A 19,066-nucleotide genomic window follows, 5' to 3' on the forward strand; every position below is an offset into this window, starting at 1 on the left:
ATGGCAACTAAGAAAAATGTCGCACTTTCAATTGTCACGGGTGGCCTTGTTCTGCTTATTAGCCTTGTTTTCGGGCCGGCATCGACGCTTGCTGCGATTTCGCTCACCGATGCCTGGGGTGACAGCCTGGGGCAATCGGAATTTACGGACATACTCTATCTGGATGTCCGGGAGGAATCGACCGATTTAGTTTTCAGGATCGATTTTGCTGACATTTCGTTTGGCGTGAACGGTGCAATTTTATTGGATACCGATGGGGATCTGACGACCGGTGGGGGCTCTTCAGGCGAGGTAACCGAAGCCAGCATCCAATTTACCGTGGCGCGATTCGGAATCTGGACGGCGGCATTCTATCCGTCTGAGGGATCGCCTCAGGACATTGGCGGTGAAATCATTGGTAACCAGTTCGTTGTGTATTTGCCGATATCACTGCTTCCCAACGGGACCGAACGCCTGCGCCTGGCGCTGCTTACTGCCAATGATTTTGCGTGTGATGGCCGGGACCGTGTGCCCGATAGCGGTTATGTGGTATTTGAAAGTGGTGAGGTTTCCACCCTGTCCGAAAACGGAAATCTTGCCCAGGTCTCGGCACTCAGCGATCCCGAAGGAGACACGACTTCCCCTGTGGATCTGCGCGGGATCAATCTGGAAGACGATGGGGACTACGTGAGAATCCGGATCCACTATCACCATGGCATCCAACCCGCGGACATGGATCGGGTGGGACTCGGTTTTGTCTCCATCGATGCGGACGGTGACATTCTCACCGGTTTTCAGAATGCGATGGGCACATTCCCCACCTTTGGCATCGATGCATACCTCTACGCGACTCTTTTTCCCCAGTCGGTTGGCGGATCCGAGGAGATTGAGCTCTGGATCCAAGACCCCGCAGACCCGGCTGAAGTGGCGCGGGTGGTGGTGGGCGGCTTTACCTCCGACAGCTGGTTCGAACGGGGAACGGACTGGCTGGAAGCCGTGATACCGGCAGTCACACTGCCCACAATCTCCGCAAACGCAGTGGTCCGCGTGAACGCCATGGTCGCCGAAACTGGTCAATGGGATGATTTTCCGGAAACCGGCGGGCTCAGTGTGGCCGATGGCACAATCATTCCCTTTCTCTCCTGCACGGGGGCCGAAAGCGGAACAACCGATCCAGCAGGAGACTCCTACGGGCTCGGAAATGACAATGATGATTTTGTGGGTATGACCGCATGTCCCTATGAAGAGGGAATCCTGCTGGCTGTCCGCTATGCCGACCTCGATTTTTTCCAGGGGGAGGCGATGACCTCGATTCATTTTGACGTTGATCAGGACCGCACGACCGGCGAAGAGACTACCTACGCATCAGGCGCCATGACCCTTGGGGTTGAGAAAACCATGGTTTATCAGCTGAGCAGCACCTCCGGGGGGACGCCGGTAACGTTTGTCTCGGCCAACGGTACATCGACGGCCGCGGGCGCCGGGGGAGGAACCGGGGGAACACCCAGCTTTCTGTCTATCCTCGTGGATGGCAGCACCGGCGTCGAAGCCCGTGGTATCAACGCCCTGTTCACGATGAATTTCTATACCGAGACGGTGTATATTACGATTCCGGACCGACTGCTGGGCAACACCGGCGGGATGGACCTTCACGCATTGTCGATGAGCACCGGGGTCGGCGTTCCCGTCTTCAGCGACGAGATTCCCGAATCAACCCTATATTCCGTTGAAAGCACGAACGCTGGTGGATCGGACGACGGATCGCAGGACGGATCGCAGGACGGATCGGACGACGATCAACAAAACACGCAGACTGACGGTGACAGTGACAGTGACAGCGGTGGGGGCGGCGGATGCTTCCTGGCGTCCTGCTTTTTCGAAGCGAGGATCTGATTAGTAAAGGACGCGTAACCTTATGATTTATTTATAATTAAAAATCGAAGGTTGCGCGTTTTTTCATATTTTTTGCACCCTATACGCACCCAAACCAATCCAACCCAACAAGACACCAACAAGCCCCTGACAAGGTCAATTTACGTGTAAAAAGTAGGATCAATCTTGTCTGACAATCTTAAAAATTGCCACCACTTGCCATGCATTTAATGGTAATACACTTCCAATGGGAAAAGATACTTATTAGGCCGTGTTACCTCCCATACGCCTCGGCAAATTCCGGCACTTCTGCCGGTGTTACAATCCCGCTAACCAATCCACCGGCCAACCGATATAAATCCATCCCGTCCACATCCAGGTCAGCTTCAAACCCCCTACTCATGACGGAATAGTCGGATGAATTATGCGGATCGGTGCCAAGGAGACACTCCATTCCGTTGGTGAACAGGTCGCCATCGGCATCGTCGCCGGCATCGTTGGTTAACGCATCCATGTCGTTGTCAATCTCCCAGCCATCAGGCATACCGTCGCCGTCGGAGTCCACGCTGCCTGGAAAAGTAATCGTATCGATCCACGCCGTGTCCTCACCGTCTAAATTGGAACTATTTTTGGTGTACTCCCGTCGGAAGTGATGCATGCCGGTGGTCAGTGGGTACACAGCTTGCGAGTATTCAAGACAACCCGACCACTCATCCACCAAGACGCCGTCGATATAGAAACTTAAAAAGTCGGCGCTCAATTCTGAATCAATAGTATACCAGAAACTGATGTTCCCTGCCTCTGTATAGCGGTTAATCTCCAGTGAAGAAGACTCACTGTCTGCTATTTCGCCGGCTTGACCCGCATAGTTTGAGTTGTAGGCATTCGTCTGCGTCACCAACCAGGGGGTATCAGTCGTCGTAAGCCAAGCAAACTTATTCAGGTCACCAGACTCGAAATCTTCGATCTCGGCTTGAAAAAAAGGGGTGTCATTAATGTCGTCGGCACTGGTGCCGGCCAGATACTCGCGGATATTGCTGAACCCATCGTTGTCTCTGTCCCCCGATGCATCGTTGGCAAGCAGCTAAGGAATTCAGGCGGGGCGGTGTTTGGTGGGCTTATCGTTTTGGTTTCTCCGAGAATTTGCCCCCGAATGACGTGCCCAATATTTCCATAATTTTGAACAGCATGGGGCTTGATGTTTGCCTGAATGCTGAATTACAACCATCACAGAAGGTTATGCTTAAACGAAATAAAAGATCCACATTAGACTTTGATAGGCTACTTGACGATCATGGTGGCCTGTGGCTAAAGACCTACCTTAAATTTGAACATCAACCTCGTTTTTATCATTGGATACTCGCTGATTTTATGGAGCCAGGGGACTTTGATGCTGCTACTATTCTACGATTACGACTTGAACACGAGAATAGTTTCGAGCACAATCAGGAGTATTGGATTCGCAAAATCATTTCTAAAAATAAAGGACTCTCCGAGAGTCTAATTCACCATCTCGAAAACAGGAATAAACGACTGAACCTTGCGATTCGGCTCGTAGAGCCCTTCCAGAAAAATGCGGCATACTGGTCGCTACCCTTCGTAGCACAAACAAACGAGATCGTAAATGCGGTTAAGCGTCTGAAACCACTAATCGATTTTTTTGTAAAATGATAAGCGATGGAGTGGTAATGTCGAATAAAGGTATTCAACGGATTGTAAAAGACCAAGCAAATAATGCCTATCATTCCAACAGAAAATTCCTGTGATCGATGAAACCAGATGTTCCTGAAATTTCCATCTCAATCGATTATAGCTGCCAAGGACTAAGTACACTTTCCATTTATCTGACCCCCAAGTAGGTAGAAACCTGTCCGGCCTAACATCAAAGACACAGGCCTCCAGGCTCCAGTCCTGAAAATGCATCAATACACAAGGGAGAATGAAAAGTGGGAAAGCGGAAAAAGAAGTGGCCAAAAGGCCAGAAGCCCAAACTACATCAAGGTGGGGTTCTGAACGATAGAGGCATCAATATTGATAACGTGATTCCAAAGATTGAACGGGATGGGAGAAACTTTACCACCCGGTTGGTAGACAAGAATGATCCGTATAATTTACGTGGCAGGTATTGAAAGGGGGAAGAAGGCGGGGGCCGGCGGGGCTAAATGTCAGCCGATCTCCGAATACATCTGGCTGATAATGCCCTGTTCAGCAAAACTGTAATACCGGTCATCGTCCATGTTGATAATCAAGTGTTCATGAACTTGGATGCCAACAATTCCCGCCGCCCGGATTATTTTCCTGGTAATGTTGATGTCATCGGGAGAAGGTTCCAGGTCATTGGAAGGATGATTGTGGGCCAGAATCATTGCTGCGGAATTGGCCAAGATCGCCGGCTTCAGGACTTCACGAGGTGAGACTGGGGCCGATGAGAGCATTCCCACGGACACGATATTGAGCCTGATCATTTCGTTCTTGGCATTGGAGCAGGGCAACCACGAACTGCTCTCTATCGGGCTGTCCTTTGGTTAAAATGAGGTTCTGAATCAGGGCCTGGGCCTGTTTGGAATTAAGCAACCGGACTTTTCCAAAGGATACGGATTCATCTTTGACCAGCGATATCCGGTAAACGGAAATGAATTTCGTTTTGGGTGAGGCCATGGCTGCAGGGAATAGTTGCAGTTGAACATACGGCTTGGTAGTCGATTTGGGATTGAATGTTTTCATATAGGGGTCTCCATAGACGTAAAAAAGGCAGCCGCCGGCGGAAAAATTGGCAACTGCCTTCTATGCTTGATTGAGTTGGGTTATGAACGTTTCCAGCACTTCAACCGGTAATGCTGATAATACAGGTGCTCGTGGCACTGCTCCTTGGTGTCGGTAACTTCGGTACTCCATCCGCGTTCCTCCATAATCTGTTTGGCTCGGAACATGGCGTCTTCGTATTGGTCGTGTCCATTGAGATGGGACTGGTTCTCGACCAAATGGGCATTGTTGATGTTTCGCCACTGATCTCCATCACGAATGCGTGGTATGTTCCAGGTGGTGTGACTTATGGAACAGGCTACGAGTTGGCAGAGTTCTACGGATTTTGGCATGATTGTGTTCCTTTCATTTGGGCATAAAAAAGGCGACCTGTCGTGGTGACGGGGTCGCCTAATGGTTTGGTTATGATCGAAAATAGGATGGGGTTATGTTAATAGGGCGAGGGTAGGCAGGGGAACATTAACCCATTTAAAAACTGAGGTAGAAGAAGGTTGGTAGCCCTTGGGATCATCGAACATGAACCATGAGTGCGGACTTTATAGTCCATCAATCAAAGCCTCCCTGATACATTTTAAAAGTTCACGGGTTTCTTTAGCTCTCTCTGGATCTATCTCCGGTAGAGCCTGTTCAACAATTTGGTTTTCTTTCTGCCGAGCATTCCGAAAGGCAATACGCCCCGTTTCTGTTAATTCTGCAAATTTAGACCGCTTGTGGCGTGGATTTTTTTTAAATTCAATAAACCCACGGGCAAGCAAATCATTGCATACGGTTTGAACAAATTGCCTGGAAACACCCAGCATCGCTCCAATGTCTGGGACGGTCGCCGGCTCAATCTGGGTTAAGGAACGCATTATTTTGTGCTGCGACGTATTCAGCCCGGCCTGTTCATGGACTTTGTCCATCACAGCGGACAGGGCTGCATGCAGAGCAAAGACCTCACGAAATAAATCGTGCAGCACCTGTCCTGAATGATGTTGAATGGCCTTTTTGGTCATGGCTACAACCATCGCCTGACTTGTTGAGAATATGTCTTGTAGGCGTCACCATATCTCCGATACATGTAAACTTCTTCCCGTGGAATCACATACAATGAAAGATAAAGCCACAATGGCAGGTAGGAAACCATCATCCAAAAGCTGCCGACTGCCAGTCCGATGCCGAGGAAAAATGCAGAGCCGCCGACATACATGGGATTGCGGCTAAACCGGTAGGCACCATGAACTACCAAAGTAGTTGAAGGAAGATTAGTGCGCACATTGGTACCTATTCGTTTAAATTTTTCGTGGGCGAGCATCATAAAGGTAAAACCGGCTGTCGCCAATCCTAATCCAAAAAATATGCGTAGCGGTTTTGCAAGAAAGGGCAAATTGGTTGGAATGATAAATTCTAGTATGGCTCCCAATATCAGGCAAGTGTAGAACACTTTAGGCGGCATAATATTCACTCCTGGGGAATCCTGGTCAAAATTATTTACAACAATTGCCAAAGCCATTTTTGTCTCCTCTCTGTTTTGGTAGGCGTTTCATTTTTTGGCAAGATAACTTATGACAACTATATTGTCAATATGACAATTCAGTTGTCAATAAATTTATTGGAATGTATAGCCACTAACTTTCATTTCGCAGGTTACACTATATTTGCCCAAAATACGCTATAACTTATCAATATCCCAACACATATTAACGATTTTATACCTACCTTTACCCTTTAAATAACTGCCGCTATCCGCAGGTTACAAAGACCACGGACACATGAGTAAACGAATGGTGTGGTGGGAAATGAGTCAGGACTTGGGAAAGTATCGCACCGATAATCTCTGTGGCCGTTTCGAAGTATCAATGTTCAAGTAGCCCAGTTCCTGAAGCTTACGCTCATACACGAGTATCGTCTTCCTGGTCGTTTTCAACCACTCAGCCAACATGGCATCCGTCTGTTTGATGCGTCGCTTCTTGGCCTGTTGCTCGATGACCAGCCTCAACCAGAGAATCAGTGCCGGTCCCAAGTCAGTGTAGCTTTCAATTTGCAGAAAGTTCACAGGGATAGTGAAAGACGGGTTCGCTGCCGATTCCGTGGGCCTTTCCTCCAAAAGCCTGGTGATTTGGCTTATCGTTTGATCCAGCAAAACCTTATTCCCGTGATCGTAGGAAAGCAGCGGCAGGAAATCATCCACGCTATAATAAAATTCCTTTGGTGAAGCCTCCTCTGGCCACCAAGCATCCTCTTCCGCTTCGGCCGGGCTAAAAATGACATTCCGGCGACCTACCGGCCCGCTGGATATAAATGACATGTGAATGGGCTTATCCGTCGCTGCTTGATGTTTCTTTGCTGAAGCCATCAAATGCCGAAGTGAAAATCCGCTGATCGAACCAATGACGTCCTTCAGCTTTTCCGCCGGATCTTGTCCCGGTTGCATGCCGCCCAGGTAATAAACCGTGCCGCCGATCTCCGCCGCGATCTTTTCAATTCCTTTCCTGCCGGCTTCATCCCAGTCATAGGCAACGATAAAGTGCTCCACCCCGAGCTGCTTGAAAATGGTCATGGCCTCGGCGGAAAGATAAGACCCCAACGTGGATACAACCACCGGCCGGCCCTGGTCCTGCAGCAGGCGGTAAAATGCGAAATAATCGAAGATGCCTTCCACCAAGATCACCGTCTTGTAATGTTTGATAAAGCGATGGGCTTTGTCGATGCCGTAGAGCCAGCTTTTTGTGGTGATGGCACCTACACCAGCCTTTTGCTTGAGCCAGTGAACGCTTCCGCGATTGTCGGGGCGTCTGCCGATCATGCCGATTGACCTCCCCTTTCATATTGCGAATGGGAAAAACGATCCGGCCGGCGAAATAGTCTCCATAATTGCGTGCAAAAGGGCTCCTCGTGGTAAAATCAATCTGCTGGCGGTAATAACCATAACCTCCTGCAGTCCCCTCATTGAGCAACCTGACCAAGCAAGCATCCTGGAATTGACTAAAGGTGAGATAATCTTCATCAAAGCGATCAAGAAAGCCATTTATGAGGGCTCTGCCGAGATATTCCTCGTCAATATAGGATAGGCTATAGCCAATCTGAAATCGTTCAATTATGTGCCTCTCAAGGCCCCTACGAGCGAGATAAATGAGAATTTTGGAATGCTTCTCTGGGTCGGATAAAAGCAATTCATTATAGAAGGTTGCAGCTTCATTTAGTGTTGTTTTAATCTGGTCATCTGGTTCGGTGGGTTCAAGAAATGCAACTACGTCGTCGGGCTCTGGTTCATTGTCAGGTTCCGGGATACTTTGACTTTGCCCGCGATGAAAAACAACATCCTTCAGCCCCAGGTAATCCGCCCAAAGCTGTTGTGCTTGACGAAATGAACATTTCTCCTTCAACATGATCACGTCGTAAATGTCCCAATCCCCCTTGCACTCGCCGAAACAATGGAACCGGACTACGTCGTTGCCATCCACGTATAGCCGGAAACTGTCCTTGGTGTCTGCATGGAACGGGCAGAAGGCACTGTATCGATACATGCCGGTTGGCTTGAAACGGATACCAAGATGATCTTCGGCGTAATTCATCATAGGATCGAGATACGCCACTGTTTTAATGTCGTTGTGGGATAGCATGGCAGGATTTTCATGGCAAACAACCGATTGTGTCAAGATTGATTTCTCTGGATCAGGGGTAGTAGGGTATTTCTTGAACGGCCAAAAAACTTGTTCAACGAAATGATAGGATGATGCGGACGATCAGGGCGATGGAAATGGGTACCCCCTAGCCCCCTACAAAAAATCACACAGCGGATCATTTTTTACCATATATCTTTATAGCCGCTGCCGAGAAATCTGGAATTTTTAAAAGTTTAGCACCATCATGGCGGTACTGGCTTCCACACAAACCAGCAAAAAAAAGAAATAATATAGGGTGGGACAAGTGGGGGTGGGATGACCATGGTAACTGCCACAATTGCATATCACCGATTGGTGGTTGAGATTACTGAGTATGCGGCTCTATTTCATACACAATTTTCCACGATATCTCTGCATTTCGTGGCGTTCTTAAATAAAGTCCCTAACATATTATCAGAATATTTTTCCTCTAAAAAATTGAAGACTTTATCTATAGTATCTATTGTAACTAATCTCATATTTTCTTCATTAATTGTGAATCCCTGCGTTTTTGAAAGCTTTGCCAAGTCGAGTTTCTGAACTGCAATGAGCGTTATAATCCTGTTCCCGTGCACAAGAAGACCATAAAAACGACCACTTTTCTTTGGTAGCATTGAGATTTTTTGGGCCAAGATTGCATCAACAAACCTGATGATTTTTATGCAATTATAAACATATGTGCCAGTTGTCCCCCCATTAAAGATTGCCTTGTAAATTCCCTTGGTAAGATCTTCATAGAATTTACCGATTTCTCTTTTGGCTTGGACTGCAAGGTTTGATTGCCCACTGCAACAAGCCAAGGCAACGGTAGCTTCCTGGAGATCAAAAGATTTGACAGACGACTTAAAAGAATCCGATCTTACAATGTTGTAATCAATTCCATCAAATGCCAATTCTGTTTTGATTCTAACCTGTTCTGGATCCTGTGATACAAAATCCCTATTTTCAATCCTGTTTTGTCTGTTATTTGTTCTTGTTACTTCGGCACCAAATGTCTCTGGGGTATCCAATAATGAAATAATTCTAACCTGAACTTTAACTTTTTCTAAACCAGTTCCATCATCTTTCGAGTACGTGCCTATGGTGCTTACTGTCTGGGCACCGTTAACTATAGATGCACCTGTCAACTTAAAGGAAGCAATATCTCTTGTACTTCCACCTACCATTGATTTTTCAATTTTTGAGGCAACTATTGTTATTCCGTTATTGTAATACCAGAATTTATCAGGAGACCTAATTAAAGTGGATTTAATTTCATCGTTTACCTCTGTTTTTCCCAGAACTTGACGGAGGTTTTTATCAAATAGGCGGCGGCCATTATCGCTCCACCATTTTGCCACTTCTTCACCAGCGACCATTCCATAAAACGCACCATGTGGGTCTGTAACTTTGCCCCATTGGGACAAACCAACCTCAAAATTTATTGTTAGATTACCAGCACTTAATGCAAGTGAGGAATGGATTTTCCCCTGATTCATTCTGTCGAATTCAACTAATTGGTCGGTAATACCTTCGCCAGCGTCATTCATCTCATGCAACAAATCGTTTATTTGTCTTTGTGCGTGATCGGCAAGGCCTCTATCACCAGTATCGATGAGAATAATACTGTATCTGGTCTCATACTCAGCCAAAGCATGTTCGATAGTTGTTTGCTTATTTTGAATTTTCTGATTAAATCGATCAAAATTCATATTAAATAAGTCTCGCACCCCTCGACAAAACTTGCCGATCTCGCCACTATCCGGTTCACCCAAACCGCTCTTAATCCATATAAAATGAACCATTAACATTTGTCTTGAAGAAGGCGAATAATAAATTGTATGACAATACCATTGTCATCACCTCCATCAACAACGGAGGTAGCAGCATCATTGCGGGAACATCCCATAGAATTATAAATAGCGTATGCAGCCAAGCATCTTGTTAATAGCTTATTTTCTATCTCTTTATCATTTGGACCTACATCCATCATATCAATTTTATCTTCGAAGAGATCTTTGATTTTAGAAGCAATCTGGTTAACATGAAGAATGCTCATTAGATTTTCCTTGTATGTCACAAATTAATTTTACAGATCTGGATATCGACACATCCGAATATTTCACTAAATAAAGATATCATATTTGCCAAACGATATTTTATCAATTCCTACGCCTCCAATCCCTCGGACCCACATAATCCTCACCCAAAGACCAAATATTCAGTTTTCCAGCCTTAGCCTGTGCCTCTGCTTGCAAATATGAATCATTATCGAATCCCTTCGCTGGCCTTCCACGATAAACCTCAGTATATCCGTTCCTGACCATTTCCAGGTTCACATTCATCTGACCCAGCCAAACCACACCAAGGATACGGCCATAGCGATCTGTCCTGTAGGATTCAATGGACACCTGCTTATCCAATGCTAAGCCGGCAAGGAATTTGGTTGCCTTCTGACTGTATGGCTGGCCTGGCTCATTCTTTTTGCGTGTTTTTTCCGGCGTATCGATTCCCACCAGACGGATGGATTGTTTTTGGCCGGCGTTCAGGATTGTTATGGTGTCGCCGTCATAGACTCGAAGGACCTGGTAGAATTCCGCATAGTCAATTGCAAATGAAAGGAAGAACAGGAGCAGAAATAGGAATGCCGGCCGGCATAGACACCGAGCGAATATCGAAGGACACAATGATGTTGCTGAATTCATCTTGTCCGGCCGTTTCAGGATCAATGATTGCTAAAGCCATTATAGCTTTGATTTGACACGGGAAATCAATGTTTTGAATAATCGCTCAAATCTGGTGGGGAGTCAAGGGATTGTTGAGCAAGGCGGATCTGGCTGGCGGCTGCATAAATTTCAGATGCAAATGTAACCGTTATGATGGGCTGGGATCTATATTTTCGGTGGAAACACCAATACCCTCCATAAAACCCACGCAGTACCCCTCAGCCCCTGTGGTTTTATCACCGCAGGGGCTTTCCTTTTCATGCATAGATACTATGTTAAAGGTATCCCCATTTAGCAAGCCGGGAAAAAATATCCACACATAAGGCAGGCACCCAATGACAATAGCCGAGAAAGAAACCATCGGATGTCCGGCATGCAAGGTCGAGCAGGATGTAGATGTTTATCAGACCATCAATGCCATGGAAAACCCGGAACTGGTGTCAAAGCTGATGGCTGGGGAGATCAACGTCTTTAAATGTGCCGGCTGCGGCCATGTAGCTCAGATTCATACACCGCTATTGTTCAACGATCACCGGATGGATTTGAAGATACAGTTTTACCCGGAACACTTGCTGGTGGAAAATCCAGGATATGTATTTAAGGATTATCTGAGGATGCTGAAGGAGATGGAAAAATTCCGGCAGGAATATGGCCTGTTTATGCCAGATTCGAACAAGCCGGGAAACCAGTTGGTGGTGTTCTCCATGAAGGAGATGGTCAGCCAGATAAGGTTCAGGACCGGGCTTTTCGAAATGGCCAAAAGTGGATTGGAGGATTGAACATCTACCGATTCGGTGTTTAACCCGCCGGAAAAAATGCGATCCAAGTCCTGACCGCCTAAATGAAGCCGGAAATAATCTTACCCGCCTTCTCTGCCTTTTCGAATTCTTCAATCTCTATTAAAAGTTGGTATTTTGCCCATTTAGCCTGAGCATAAGCGGCATCTGGCCCCATCGTATCGATCTTTGCGGCGATAAACTTACGGACAAGCTTGTATCTGTGGCTATTTCTTGGGAAACTGCCATCTTCAGATAGGATCGCCATTCCCATTTCGGCCATTGTCTTCATTTCTGTGATCTTTCAGCGGCCATGGTTTCGGGACTGCGTTGAAGAGATTTGCCAGCCTTAATTTAAAACGACCTATTTGTAATTGAACAACAAATTTAGTTCGCTACCACGCTGTGAAAGCCCCTGATAGTCCAAGGTAAAGGATCAGTCCGATAACTACCATAACAAAAAGAGTTACCCCCATTGCCAGCCAATCTTGTTCATTCATGATTGTCTCCTTTGTTTATGGCTACATCGGCGGGAAATGCAGGAGAAATGGATCAACAATAATCCAGAACTGTCGGCTTTAGGAATAAGCAAAAGGCAGCCAGTGGGAAACCGCATCGGCGGTAAAATATGTCACTTTCAGAAGTTCCCGCCTAACTCAAAATTAATATTTGCTGATCTCCCTTGTCAATATCATTCACCAATTGGGTTGTGTTCCTCTTTTTTCTAATTCTATTTCACACACCGGACCCGATGCGTCTCTTGTAAAACCTCCCAGATCCGGTGCATGACGTCCTTGCCCATTTCGTCGCCCTTCCCGAGTTGGTTTCTGACACAAATATCAAAGGCATATTGGAGATAAGGGACCTTATCCTCGTCCAGATTGGCGATAGCGGCCTTTTCCTTTAGAGGCATGTCGGCCAGGATGTCCTGAACGATTTGGTCTATTTTTGATGGGCTGGTCATAATTTTCCCGCCGGCAGGAAAATCTATTCTGTTGAACGATCCTCCAGCCATTCTTTTGCAAGGTCCATACTACGAAATGCTTTGTAATGGTTTGGCAAATTGGACATTTGGGCCATAGCAACAAAGAATTTTCCCAAACCGATATTAATGGTTTTTGACGCAACCAAGGCAACTTTCCTGACCTTTCCGTCATGTTCTACCTTCTTCAAACTATCGGCTATGCCTTTCAATTCTATTGTTTTTAAATCTGCCTGAGTTGCTTTCGTAAAATCCCACAACGCGGTATCCGTCTGTTCACCGGAAACGTATTCTATTGCCTTAGTCAATATTTCGTTGGCAGTCACAACGCCGCTGACATTAAAAATGGTGCAATTGCCTTTTTTTTCTACGGTGATCATTTTTCAAGGCCTCAATCTGTCCAAAATTCCTCTATGGTAAAGATTTTCTTTACCATCATAAAACAATCACTGGTTTCATTTTTTGGCTTATTGTAATGCATCAAACTTAAGATGAAAGGGTTTTCTTTAGCCAATTGACAGTTTCTGCCTACCACCAACCAGTCAAGCGGCCCACATTGCCTAATTGCGTTGATGCCCTTGATTTCGTACAGTCTATAGGTGGTTGATAGCGTTTGCCTATCATCATCCCCCTAAATGGCTCCCATTGCCCTTTCGGCCAAAAACCTCAAATTCTATTAAGAAAACAGTCGTTCTAAAAATGAAACGTTTAACCGATGAGGTGATACTATGGCTAAAAATAAAACTCAGAAATTCTATGACGGCAGGGGCGAATGATACGTTGACAACCGCGAAAACAACTTCCAGTGTGCGATAAACAAAGACGAACACTTGGGCTTTGTGGCTGAAGGCGGAGTTATTTTTGAGGGATTTAAATGCGATCAAGACAGTTGTACATTGCAGGGTATATGTGGTTGATGGCAAGATAAAAGGCAGAGCTTCGTCAACTAAGGCAGAAAATTAATCCGCTGATGCTGATAAGGCGGTTGAACGGGCAGAGCCTCTAACGGGGCTCTGCCTTTTTTAGTGCCGAAGCGTTGATCCGGACACACTTCGTAATTATTTTAAAGATCAGAGCACCGTGATAGGCAAACCATCAGTTTAGTTCTTATCGAATTTATTGATCAAACAATATCAAACACGTATGTGTATATTAGTTGGTCAACCTCATACGCACCGTTCAATTTAGAATCCCAGCCTTGTAATTTTTGCGGAATAGCAAAAGCTCCGTTTCTTATCTCACAATGTTTACGATTCCTTAAAATATTCATAATTTATGGTTTCTGGGGGCCACATAAAATGAAGAAGGAGGTTGATATTATGGCAACTTACGTCACCTTGGTTAATTATACAAAGCAGGGCATTACGAATATAAAGGAAAGCCCCGCCAGGCTTGATGCCGCAAAAGAGGCATTTAAGGCATTCGGTGCCGAGATGAAACAGTTTTATCTGGCTATGGGACGCTATGACATGGTTTTAGTGTCAGAGGCTCCCAATGATGAAGCAGTAGCTAAGGCTTCCCTTGCTATAGGCTCTCGGGGAGCTGTAAAAACAGAAACTTTTCGTGTTTTCAATGAAGATGAGTACCGAGATATCATTAGTGCTCTTCCTTAAAGTGAGTTTTATTGAATAAATTACGCAGTGGCCCCCACCATTTGCGAAAAGCGTCACATATACGATGATGAAAAGTCAGCATAATATACAGTGTCCCTGACAACCAATTCCGGAACACGCTTTATCACATGGCAAAAATGAAAGCCGTTGACAGTCAGTTCCTCTAAGCATCCGTCAAGAAACTGTTTGACCGCCGGCGTCTGCTCTACACGTTCCAGATCTTCATGATTCCCACGGATGCAAGTGGTATTATGCAGTTTCAACAGTTTCAAAATTTTTTCATTTTCAGAGCCTTCATCCAGCACATCACCAAGACAGATGATTTTTTGACATTTTTCCTTAGTGATGATTGCAAATGCTTGCTGAAGTGCGTCAAGGTCTCCGTGAATGTCTGATATTATGGCGAGTTTTCCCATTAGTGCCCTAATAGTTGCATCTGTAATGATTTCCCTGCATAAGTTGTTTATTGGCATCTTCACGTTACACCTTAATATTATATAGAGGGCTCCTATCGAAGGAATTTTTCTGATACTAAAATGGCAACCAAAAAGAGGCAATTGTGATAGGGATATATTGTCAGATAAAAAAGGCACAGCCAAATTGACTGTGCCTAATTGTGCCCAGATTCATGGAATTTTAACTCCGAAAAGCAGGGCAGGGGACTGATAGTCCCCTGCGTTTGCTGTGCCTAAATTGTGCCCGTCAAGGTCAAATTTTTCCAAACGTAAACAAATGGAACCAAAAGCGTTGTGAAAATTAGCCATGATAACAACGTCTTGAAAATGTATGTTTTTCAGTCGATAAATGAAAAGGACTTCCAAATCCATCGCAAATTTCATCAAAAGATTAAATCGGAAAAGTTGTGATAAACGATCGCCACCAATTTTGCTGGGAATTGCTGCCCCGACAGATTATTTAAGTTTATCCCAAAGAAATGATTGCCTCAAAAGCGACAGCTTTCCAAAACTATCCTGTAGATTTTCAACCTACCCGAAACGGCAGATTACAATACTTATGTTGCCAACCATTCCATCTACCCGTTATTATTATAAATATTTTAGAACGCGATGCAAATAATGCTTTTTTCAATAATATCAACGGCATAACGACATTCAGCACACCCATTTTCTTCAAGTTAGCAACATAATAAATTTCCTTTAAAGGCACTTTTTTGTATCCGGCAAACAGGTTGCTTCCAGGTTTAGAGGCTGTCCAGCCATGTCATAATGTCGTCTTCCTCTTTTTTGTCGATCAACGCTTCTATCTCCGCATTGCGGCTCAATACGGACTGGGTATATTCGGTGAACCGCTGCTGGATTTTTCTTCGTTGCTGAAGATCCATTTGCAGATAAACCATGCTGGATTGGACATCTTCGTGTCCCAAATAGTTTTTTATATCGGTCACCGAACAACCGGCGGCCAGCATGGCGATGGCACATGAATGACGATTATGCCGAGCTCGGCATAATCGCCATAATGCCGTGTTGCGGATTATGCCGAGTAATCCAACTAAAGTCAGGTAATATCATAATTCATTGTGTGTCTGATCGGCATTATTATAGATTCTGTAAGAATTCTAAAAGATGGTCATCAGGCCGATAACGGCCAGATTTCACATTCAAGGGTGTCGTCTTTGCAAGGGCTTTTTCTTTTATTTCAAGATCAGCGTGGATGTAAATTTGGGTAGTTTCCACTGATTCGTGACCCAACCATAAAGCTATAACCGTGCTGCCCACACCATGATGAAGCAGATCCATTGCCGCAGTATGGCGAAGTGCGTGCGGTGATACTTTCTTGCTTTTCAAAGACTGACACTGCTGGCTGGCCGTTGCTCTATGCTTATTCAGTAAGTATTGAACACCATCCGAACTGAGAAATCCTCCACGTATATTGGGGAACAGTGGTTGTGAGGGATCTGCGTTACGTTCAAGTAACCAGGCACGCAATGTAGCAACGGTTTCTTTACGTAAAGGAATACAGCGTTCCTTACGCCCTTTGCCAATACATCGAACATAGGCTCCAGGACCCAAAATAATATCTTGGCATTGAAGTGCGGTCAGTTCAGAAACGCGTAGGCCAGCTTGCACCATTATCAGCAAAAGAGCCTGATCGCGGCGTCCTGTCCAAGTATTCAGATCGGGTGCTTCCAATGAGGCATTGACTTCACATCGGCTTAAAAACACAACTTGTTTTTGTTTGAATCGCTTGCTTGGAATGGCCAGAATACGTTGAGCTAATGCACTATGGCATGGTTCATTTATAGCAACGTAATTGAAAAATGAGTGAATGGTTGCCAATCGAACATTTCGACTGCGTGGGCTATTGTTACGATCCTTTTCGATATAATCGAGAAAAGCGCCAATAAAAGGCGTATCGAGATCGTCAAAGGAAATTTTTGACGGAATATTCTTCAGTTGGTGCGCTGCAAATCCAAGAAACAACCGGAAGGTATCTCGATAGCTGACAATGGTATGCTGACTTGCCTTTCTTTGATTCATGAGACGATCAGTAAAGAATGCCTGCAGCAGTTCTGGAAACTCTGCGTTGGTTTTCATTATAATTTTCCTTTTTCTGTAAGACGTAAAGTGGCCAGCTGCAAAAGCTCCGGAACTGCCGAGATATACCAGTAGGTGTCTCTCACATGTCTGTGACCGAGATAGGTGCTCAGTTTTGGCATATTTTGATCAATATCCATCCCCGACTGATACCAAGCTATCAGCGTTTGGATAGCAAATCTGTGGCGAAGATCATGCAGCCGCGGGCCATGACTGTCGTTTGGGCCTCTCAGACCGATCTGACGTGACAATTTGACGAAGTTCCATCGAACGCTCCAATGAGTCAGACGATCGCCGCGCTCAGAGATAAAAAAAGAGCGGGATCTCACTCGTAAACAGATTTTGTCACGCAAAATGGCATATTGCTGTAGTACTTTCTGGGTGGAGGTATGAATAGGTACAAATCGGGATTTGTCGAATTTACTATTCCGAACACAGAGTATTGCCTCCCTGAGGTCAACATCATCACGGTCAAGACCAACTATCTCTTTTACGCGCATACCGGTAACAACAAGCAATCCGAACAAAGTTGAATAAGTGGAGGCTCGTAACCCAGCAGGCGAGAAAATGCCATGAGCTGCCTTGATAAGTCGATATATTTCATCATCGTTATAAATATATGGTGGTTTCCGATGGTACGAGACGGATAGCAATTTTTGAGGGGGGATCTCAGTACGTGGATCCATTGCGCTCCGGTATTTAGCAAAGCGCCGTATCACGCCCAACCGAATTGCGTGCCATTTAGGTTGAGCATCTTTCGGTTGTGTGGCCCATCTTAACGCCAATTCTGTTGTGATAACTGAGGCGCATTCCCGCTCGGCGAAATTTACGAAACTATGGAGTAAAATGCCGGGTTGGTAGAGCTTAAAGCCGAGCTTACGACGAATGGCGAGATACTCTTCAACAGCTGTTCGTAAATCATTCATGGTTCCATTCTCCTGGCCAAGGTTGTGCAAGGGATTTCAACGCCATCCAGTCTACCTTGGCGTAAATTTCGGTGGTATGGGGCTGTTCATGCCTCAAAATTTCACCAATTTCGTTTAGACTTGACCCCTTGTTAAGCATCTGTGTGGCCAGTGAATGACGCAGCAAATGCGCACCTTTATGTGTTCGCTGGAGCCCTGCACGTTTGAAAGCCCGTCTGACGATATCGCCTATTGCGGTAGAGCTTGAAAATCCTTTATGCGGAGCCATATTTCGAATGAAGACTCTTCTGGATGAGCAGCGAGGTCGCCCTTGATATAGGTAGGTGGCCAGAGCCTCACCCACATCTTGCAAAAGCGGCAGGCGATCCTGTCGAAAGCTCTTTCCACGAATGATAAGTTCCCCAGCATCCCAATCGATGTCTTCCAAAACCATATGGACCACTTCTCCAGCACGCAAACCGAGACGGGCCAATAAGAGTAAGACCGCGTAGTCACGCTGACCTATGATGCTACTTTTGTCACAGCTTTGCAGCAGGCGCTCAATATCCTCCGGTTTTAGGAAGATAGGCAGTTCTGATAAACTCCAATTGGCCACTGTAGGAACACATGTAGATAGGTCTGTGGGTGTTTGGCCTTTCTGATAAACAAAATGCAGAAAGCTACGCAATGCCGTCATCATCACTTGGGAGTGACGTCGACCACAAGCTTGGGCATGATGGAGAATGAACTGTGTAATATCATCCGGAGATAGTTCTTCCAGGGAAATTAAACTATTACCAAATCGTACAATAAGAAATCGCCGCATAATAGGAAGGTATTTTGCCAATGTACTTTGTGTAAGGCCACGCTCTTGAGTAAGGTATCGTCCATAATCGTTCTCAATGCGGTCGATCTGTCCACCTTCGACAGCCGGTGGAGAAGAGCGAATAAGACCATCGTTACGCAATTGTTTTAGCAAAGCTCGAAAGGTGGGCTTATCGTTGCGGTTGGGAACAAGGTGGTTGGCACGAAATTTTAGATACTCGTTGATTCGATTTTCATCTAGATCTAAGTCTCTGACTGTAAGTTGTTTCCTTTCAAGCCATCGGCTTAGGTCCGCAACTAGCCGTATTTTCGTCTGTGCAGTATTAGTTGCGTACCCTTGGTCGAATAGTAGCTTGGCGAACCCGTCAATGTGATTACCTAATGGCCCCGCATACCAACGTTCCAATGCCTCTGGAGATTGGGAATAATGATGGATCATGACTGCCT

The 19,066-nt window shown here is 45.6% G+C and carries 24 protein-coding genes; 4 read left to right on the plus strand and 20 right to left on the minus strand.

All coding sequences use genetic code 11. The annotated features are described in order from the left end of the window. On the plus strand, positions 1 to 1,872 hold the full coding sequence (locus Dvar_RS16095; RefSeq protein WP_419662710.1) for a hypothetical protein: 1,872 nt from the start codon (positions 1 to 3) through the stop codon (positions 1,870 to 1,872). A gap of 253 nt (positions 1,873 to 2,125) precedes the next feature. On the opposite strand, the gene Dvar_RS16100 is transcribed toward Dvar_RS16095, so the two are convergent. Continuing rightward, entirely contained in the window at positions 2,126 to 2,749 is a 624-nt protein-coding gene (locus Dvar_RS16100) for a hypothetical protein (RefSeq protein ID WP_419664120.1), read from the minus strand. A gap of 167 nt (positions 2,750 to 2,916) precedes the next feature. Between Dvar_RS16100 and Dvar_RS16105 the strand changes: the two genes are divergently transcribed. Further along, complete coding sequence (locus tag Dvar_RS16105; RefSeq protein ID WP_419662711.1) at positions 2,917 to 3,522, plus strand: hypothetical protein; 606 nt, start codon at positions 2,917 to 2,919, stop codon at positions 3,520 to 3,522. Positions 3,523 to 4,016: 494 nt separating this feature from the next. Here the strand turns inward: Dvar_RS16105 and Dvar_RS16110 are convergent, their stop codons facing one another. The 10 genes from Dvar_RS16110 to Dvar_RS16155 form a co-directional block, all read right to left on the minus strand. After that, complete coding sequence (locus Dvar_RS16110; protein ID WP_419664121.1) at positions 4,017 to 4,316, minus strand: JAB domain-containing protein; 300 nt, start codon at positions 4,314 to 4,316, stop codon at positions 4,017 to 4,019. After that, the gene (locus tag Dvar_RS16115) at positions 4,255 to 4,575 is read right to left on the minus strand and encodes a hypothetical protein (RefSeq protein WP_419662712.1); all 321 of its coding nucleotides are present in this window, start codon (positions 4,573 to 4,575) and stop codon (positions 4,255 to 4,257) included. The genes Dvar_RS16110 and Dvar_RS16115 overlap by 62 nt, the downstream gene beginning before the upstream one ends. An 80-nt stretch (positions 4,576 to 4,655) precedes the next feature. Then, a complete protein-coding gene (locus tag Dvar_RS16120) occupies positions 4,656 to 4,946 on the minus strand; it encodes a hypothetical protein (protein WP_419662713.1) in 291 nt (96 codons plus the stop codon). Between the two features lie 204 nt (positions 4,947 to 5,150). Then, a complete protein-coding gene (locus Dvar_RS16125; protein ID WP_419662714.1) occupies positions 5,151 to 5,609 on the minus strand; it encodes a MarR family winged helix-turn-helix transcriptional regulator in 459 nt (152 codons plus the stop codon). Positions 5,610 to 5,611: 2 nt separating this feature from the next. Further along, complete coding sequence (locus Dvar_RS16130; RefSeq protein WP_419662715.1) at positions 5,612 to 6,106, minus strand: methyltransferase family protein; 495 nt, start codon at positions 6,104 to 6,106, stop codon at positions 5,612 to 5,614. A gap of 291 nt (positions 6,107 to 6,397) precedes the next feature. Continuing rightward, positions 6,398 to 7,219, minus strand: a complete 822-nt coding sequence (locus Dvar_RS16135; RefSeq protein ID WP_419664122.1) for a toprim domain-containing protein — start codon at positions 7,217 to 7,219, stop codon at positions 6,398 to 6,400. After that, positions 7,104 to 8,216: a CHC2 zinc finger domain-containing protein gene (locus Dvar_RS16140; protein ID WP_419664123.1), complete on the minus strand. Its 1,113-nt coding sequence runs from the start codon at positions 8,214 to 8,216 to the stop codon at positions 7,104 to 7,106. The genes Dvar_RS16135 and Dvar_RS16140 overlap by 116 nt, the downstream gene beginning before the upstream one ends. A 389-nt stretch (positions 8,217 to 8,605) precedes the next feature. Beyond that, positions 8,606 to 9,949, minus strand: coding sequence for an AIPR family protein (locus Dvar_RS16145; RefSeq protein ID WP_419662716.1), 1,344 nt, complete (start codon positions 9,947 to 9,949; stop codon positions 8,606 to 8,608). 92 nt (positions 9,950 to 10,041) lie between these two features. Then, the gene (locus Dvar_RS16150; RefSeq protein ID WP_419662717.1) at positions 10,042 to 10,296 is read right to left on the minus strand and encodes a hypothetical protein; all 255 of its coding nucleotides are present in this window, start codon (positions 10,294 to 10,296) and stop codon (positions 10,042 to 10,044) included. Between the two features lie 103 nt (positions 10,297 to 10,399). Then, the gene (locus tag Dvar_RS16155) at positions 10,400 to 10,942 is read right to left on the minus strand and encodes a thermonuclease family protein (protein WP_419662718.1); all 543 of its coding nucleotides are present in this window, start codon (positions 10,940 to 10,942) and stop codon (positions 10,400 to 10,402) included. Positions 10,943 to 11,298: 356 nt separating this feature from the next. On the opposite strand from Dvar_RS16155, the gene Dvar_RS16160 reads away from it, so the two are divergent. Further along, on the plus strand, positions 11,299 to 11,742 hold the full coding sequence (locus Dvar_RS16160) for a CpXC domain-containing protein (protein WP_419662719.1): 444 nt from the start codon (positions 11,299 to 11,301) through the stop codon (positions 11,740 to 11,742). 58 nt (positions 11,743 to 11,800) lie between these two features. Here Dvar_RS16160 and Dvar_RS16165 read toward each other — a convergent pair whose 3' ends face one another. From Dvar_RS16165 to Dvar_RS16175, 3 genes are all read right to left on the minus strand, one after another. Continuing rightward, positions 11,801 to 12,031 (minus strand): hypothetical protein, encoded by a 231-nt coding sequence (locus Dvar_RS16165; protein WP_419662720.1) that lies wholly within the window; start codon positions 12,029 to 12,031, stop codon positions 11,801 to 11,803. 438 nt (positions 12,032 to 12,469) lie between these two features. Next, positions 12,470 to 12,703 (minus strand): hypothetical protein, encoded by a 234-nt coding sequence (locus Dvar_RS16170; RefSeq protein WP_419662721.1) that lies wholly within the window; start codon positions 12,701 to 12,703, stop codon positions 12,470 to 12,472. 23 nt (positions 12,704 to 12,726) lie between these two features. Beyond that, entirely contained in the window at positions 12,727 to 13,101 is a 375-nt protein-coding gene (locus Dvar_RS16175; protein WP_419662722.1) for a hypothetical protein, read from the minus strand. Between the two features lie 939 nt (positions 13,102 to 14,040). Between Dvar_RS16175 and Dvar_RS16180 the strand changes: the two genes are divergently transcribed. Then, the gene (locus Dvar_RS16180) at positions 14,041 to 14,334 is read left to right on the plus strand and encodes a GYD domain-containing protein (protein WP_419662723.1); all 294 of its coding nucleotides are present in this window, start codon (positions 14,041 to 14,043) and stop codon (positions 14,332 to 14,334) included. Between the two features lie 53 nt (positions 14,335 to 14,387). Here the strand turns inward: Dvar_RS16180 and Dvar_RS16185 are convergent, their stop codons facing one another. The 6 genes from Dvar_RS16185 to Dvar_RS16210 form a co-directional block, all read right to left on the minus strand. Beyond that, positions 14,388 to 14,807: a metallophosphoesterase family protein gene (locus Dvar_RS16185; RefSeq protein ID WP_419662724.1), complete on the minus strand. Its 420-nt coding sequence runs from the start codon at positions 14,805 to 14,807 to the stop codon at positions 14,388 to 14,390. A 153-nt stretch (positions 14,808 to 14,960) separates the two neighbouring features. Beyond that, positions 14,961 to 15,161: a hypothetical protein gene (locus Dvar_RS16190; protein WP_419662725.1), complete on the minus strand. Its 201-nt coding sequence runs from the start codon at positions 15,159 to 15,161 to the stop codon at positions 14,961 to 14,963. A 374-nt stretch (positions 15,162 to 15,535) separates the two neighbouring features. After that, a complete protein-coding gene (locus tag Dvar_RS16195; protein WP_419662726.1) occupies positions 15,536 to 15,760 on the minus strand; it encodes a hypothetical protein in 225 nt (74 codons plus the stop codon). Between the two features lie 130 nt (positions 15,761 to 15,890). Then, the gene (locus Dvar_RS16200) at positions 15,891 to 16,889 is read right to left on the minus strand and encodes a site-specific integrase (protein WP_419662727.1); all 999 of its coding nucleotides are present in this window, start codon (positions 16,887 to 16,889) and stop codon (positions 15,891 to 15,893) included. Further along, positions 16,889 to 17,815 carry a tyrosine-type recombinase/integrase gene (locus tag Dvar_RS16205; RefSeq protein ID WP_419662728.1) on the minus strand — a complete coding sequence of 309 codons (927 nt, stop codon included), beginning with the start codon at positions 17,813 to 17,815 and terminating at the stop codon, positions 16,889 to 16,891. The genes Dvar_RS16200 and Dvar_RS16205 overlap by 1 nt, the downstream gene beginning before the upstream one ends. After that, positions 17,808 to 19,058 carry a site-specific integrase gene (locus Dvar_RS16210; RefSeq protein WP_419662729.1) on the minus strand — a complete coding sequence of 417 codons (1,251 nt, stop codon included), beginning with the start codon at positions 19,056 to 19,058 and terminating at the stop codon, positions 17,808 to 17,810. The genes Dvar_RS16205 and Dvar_RS16210 overlap by 8 nt, the downstream gene beginning before the upstream one ends. Positions 19,059 to 19,066: the final 8 nt, after the last annotated feature.

This window comes from Desulfosarcina variabilis str. Montpellier, assembly GCF_048565275.1.
GTDB classification, from domain to species: domain Bacteria; phylum Desulfobacterota; class Desulfobacteria; order Desulfobacterales; family Desulfosarcinaceae; genus Desulfosarcina; species Desulfosarcina variabilis.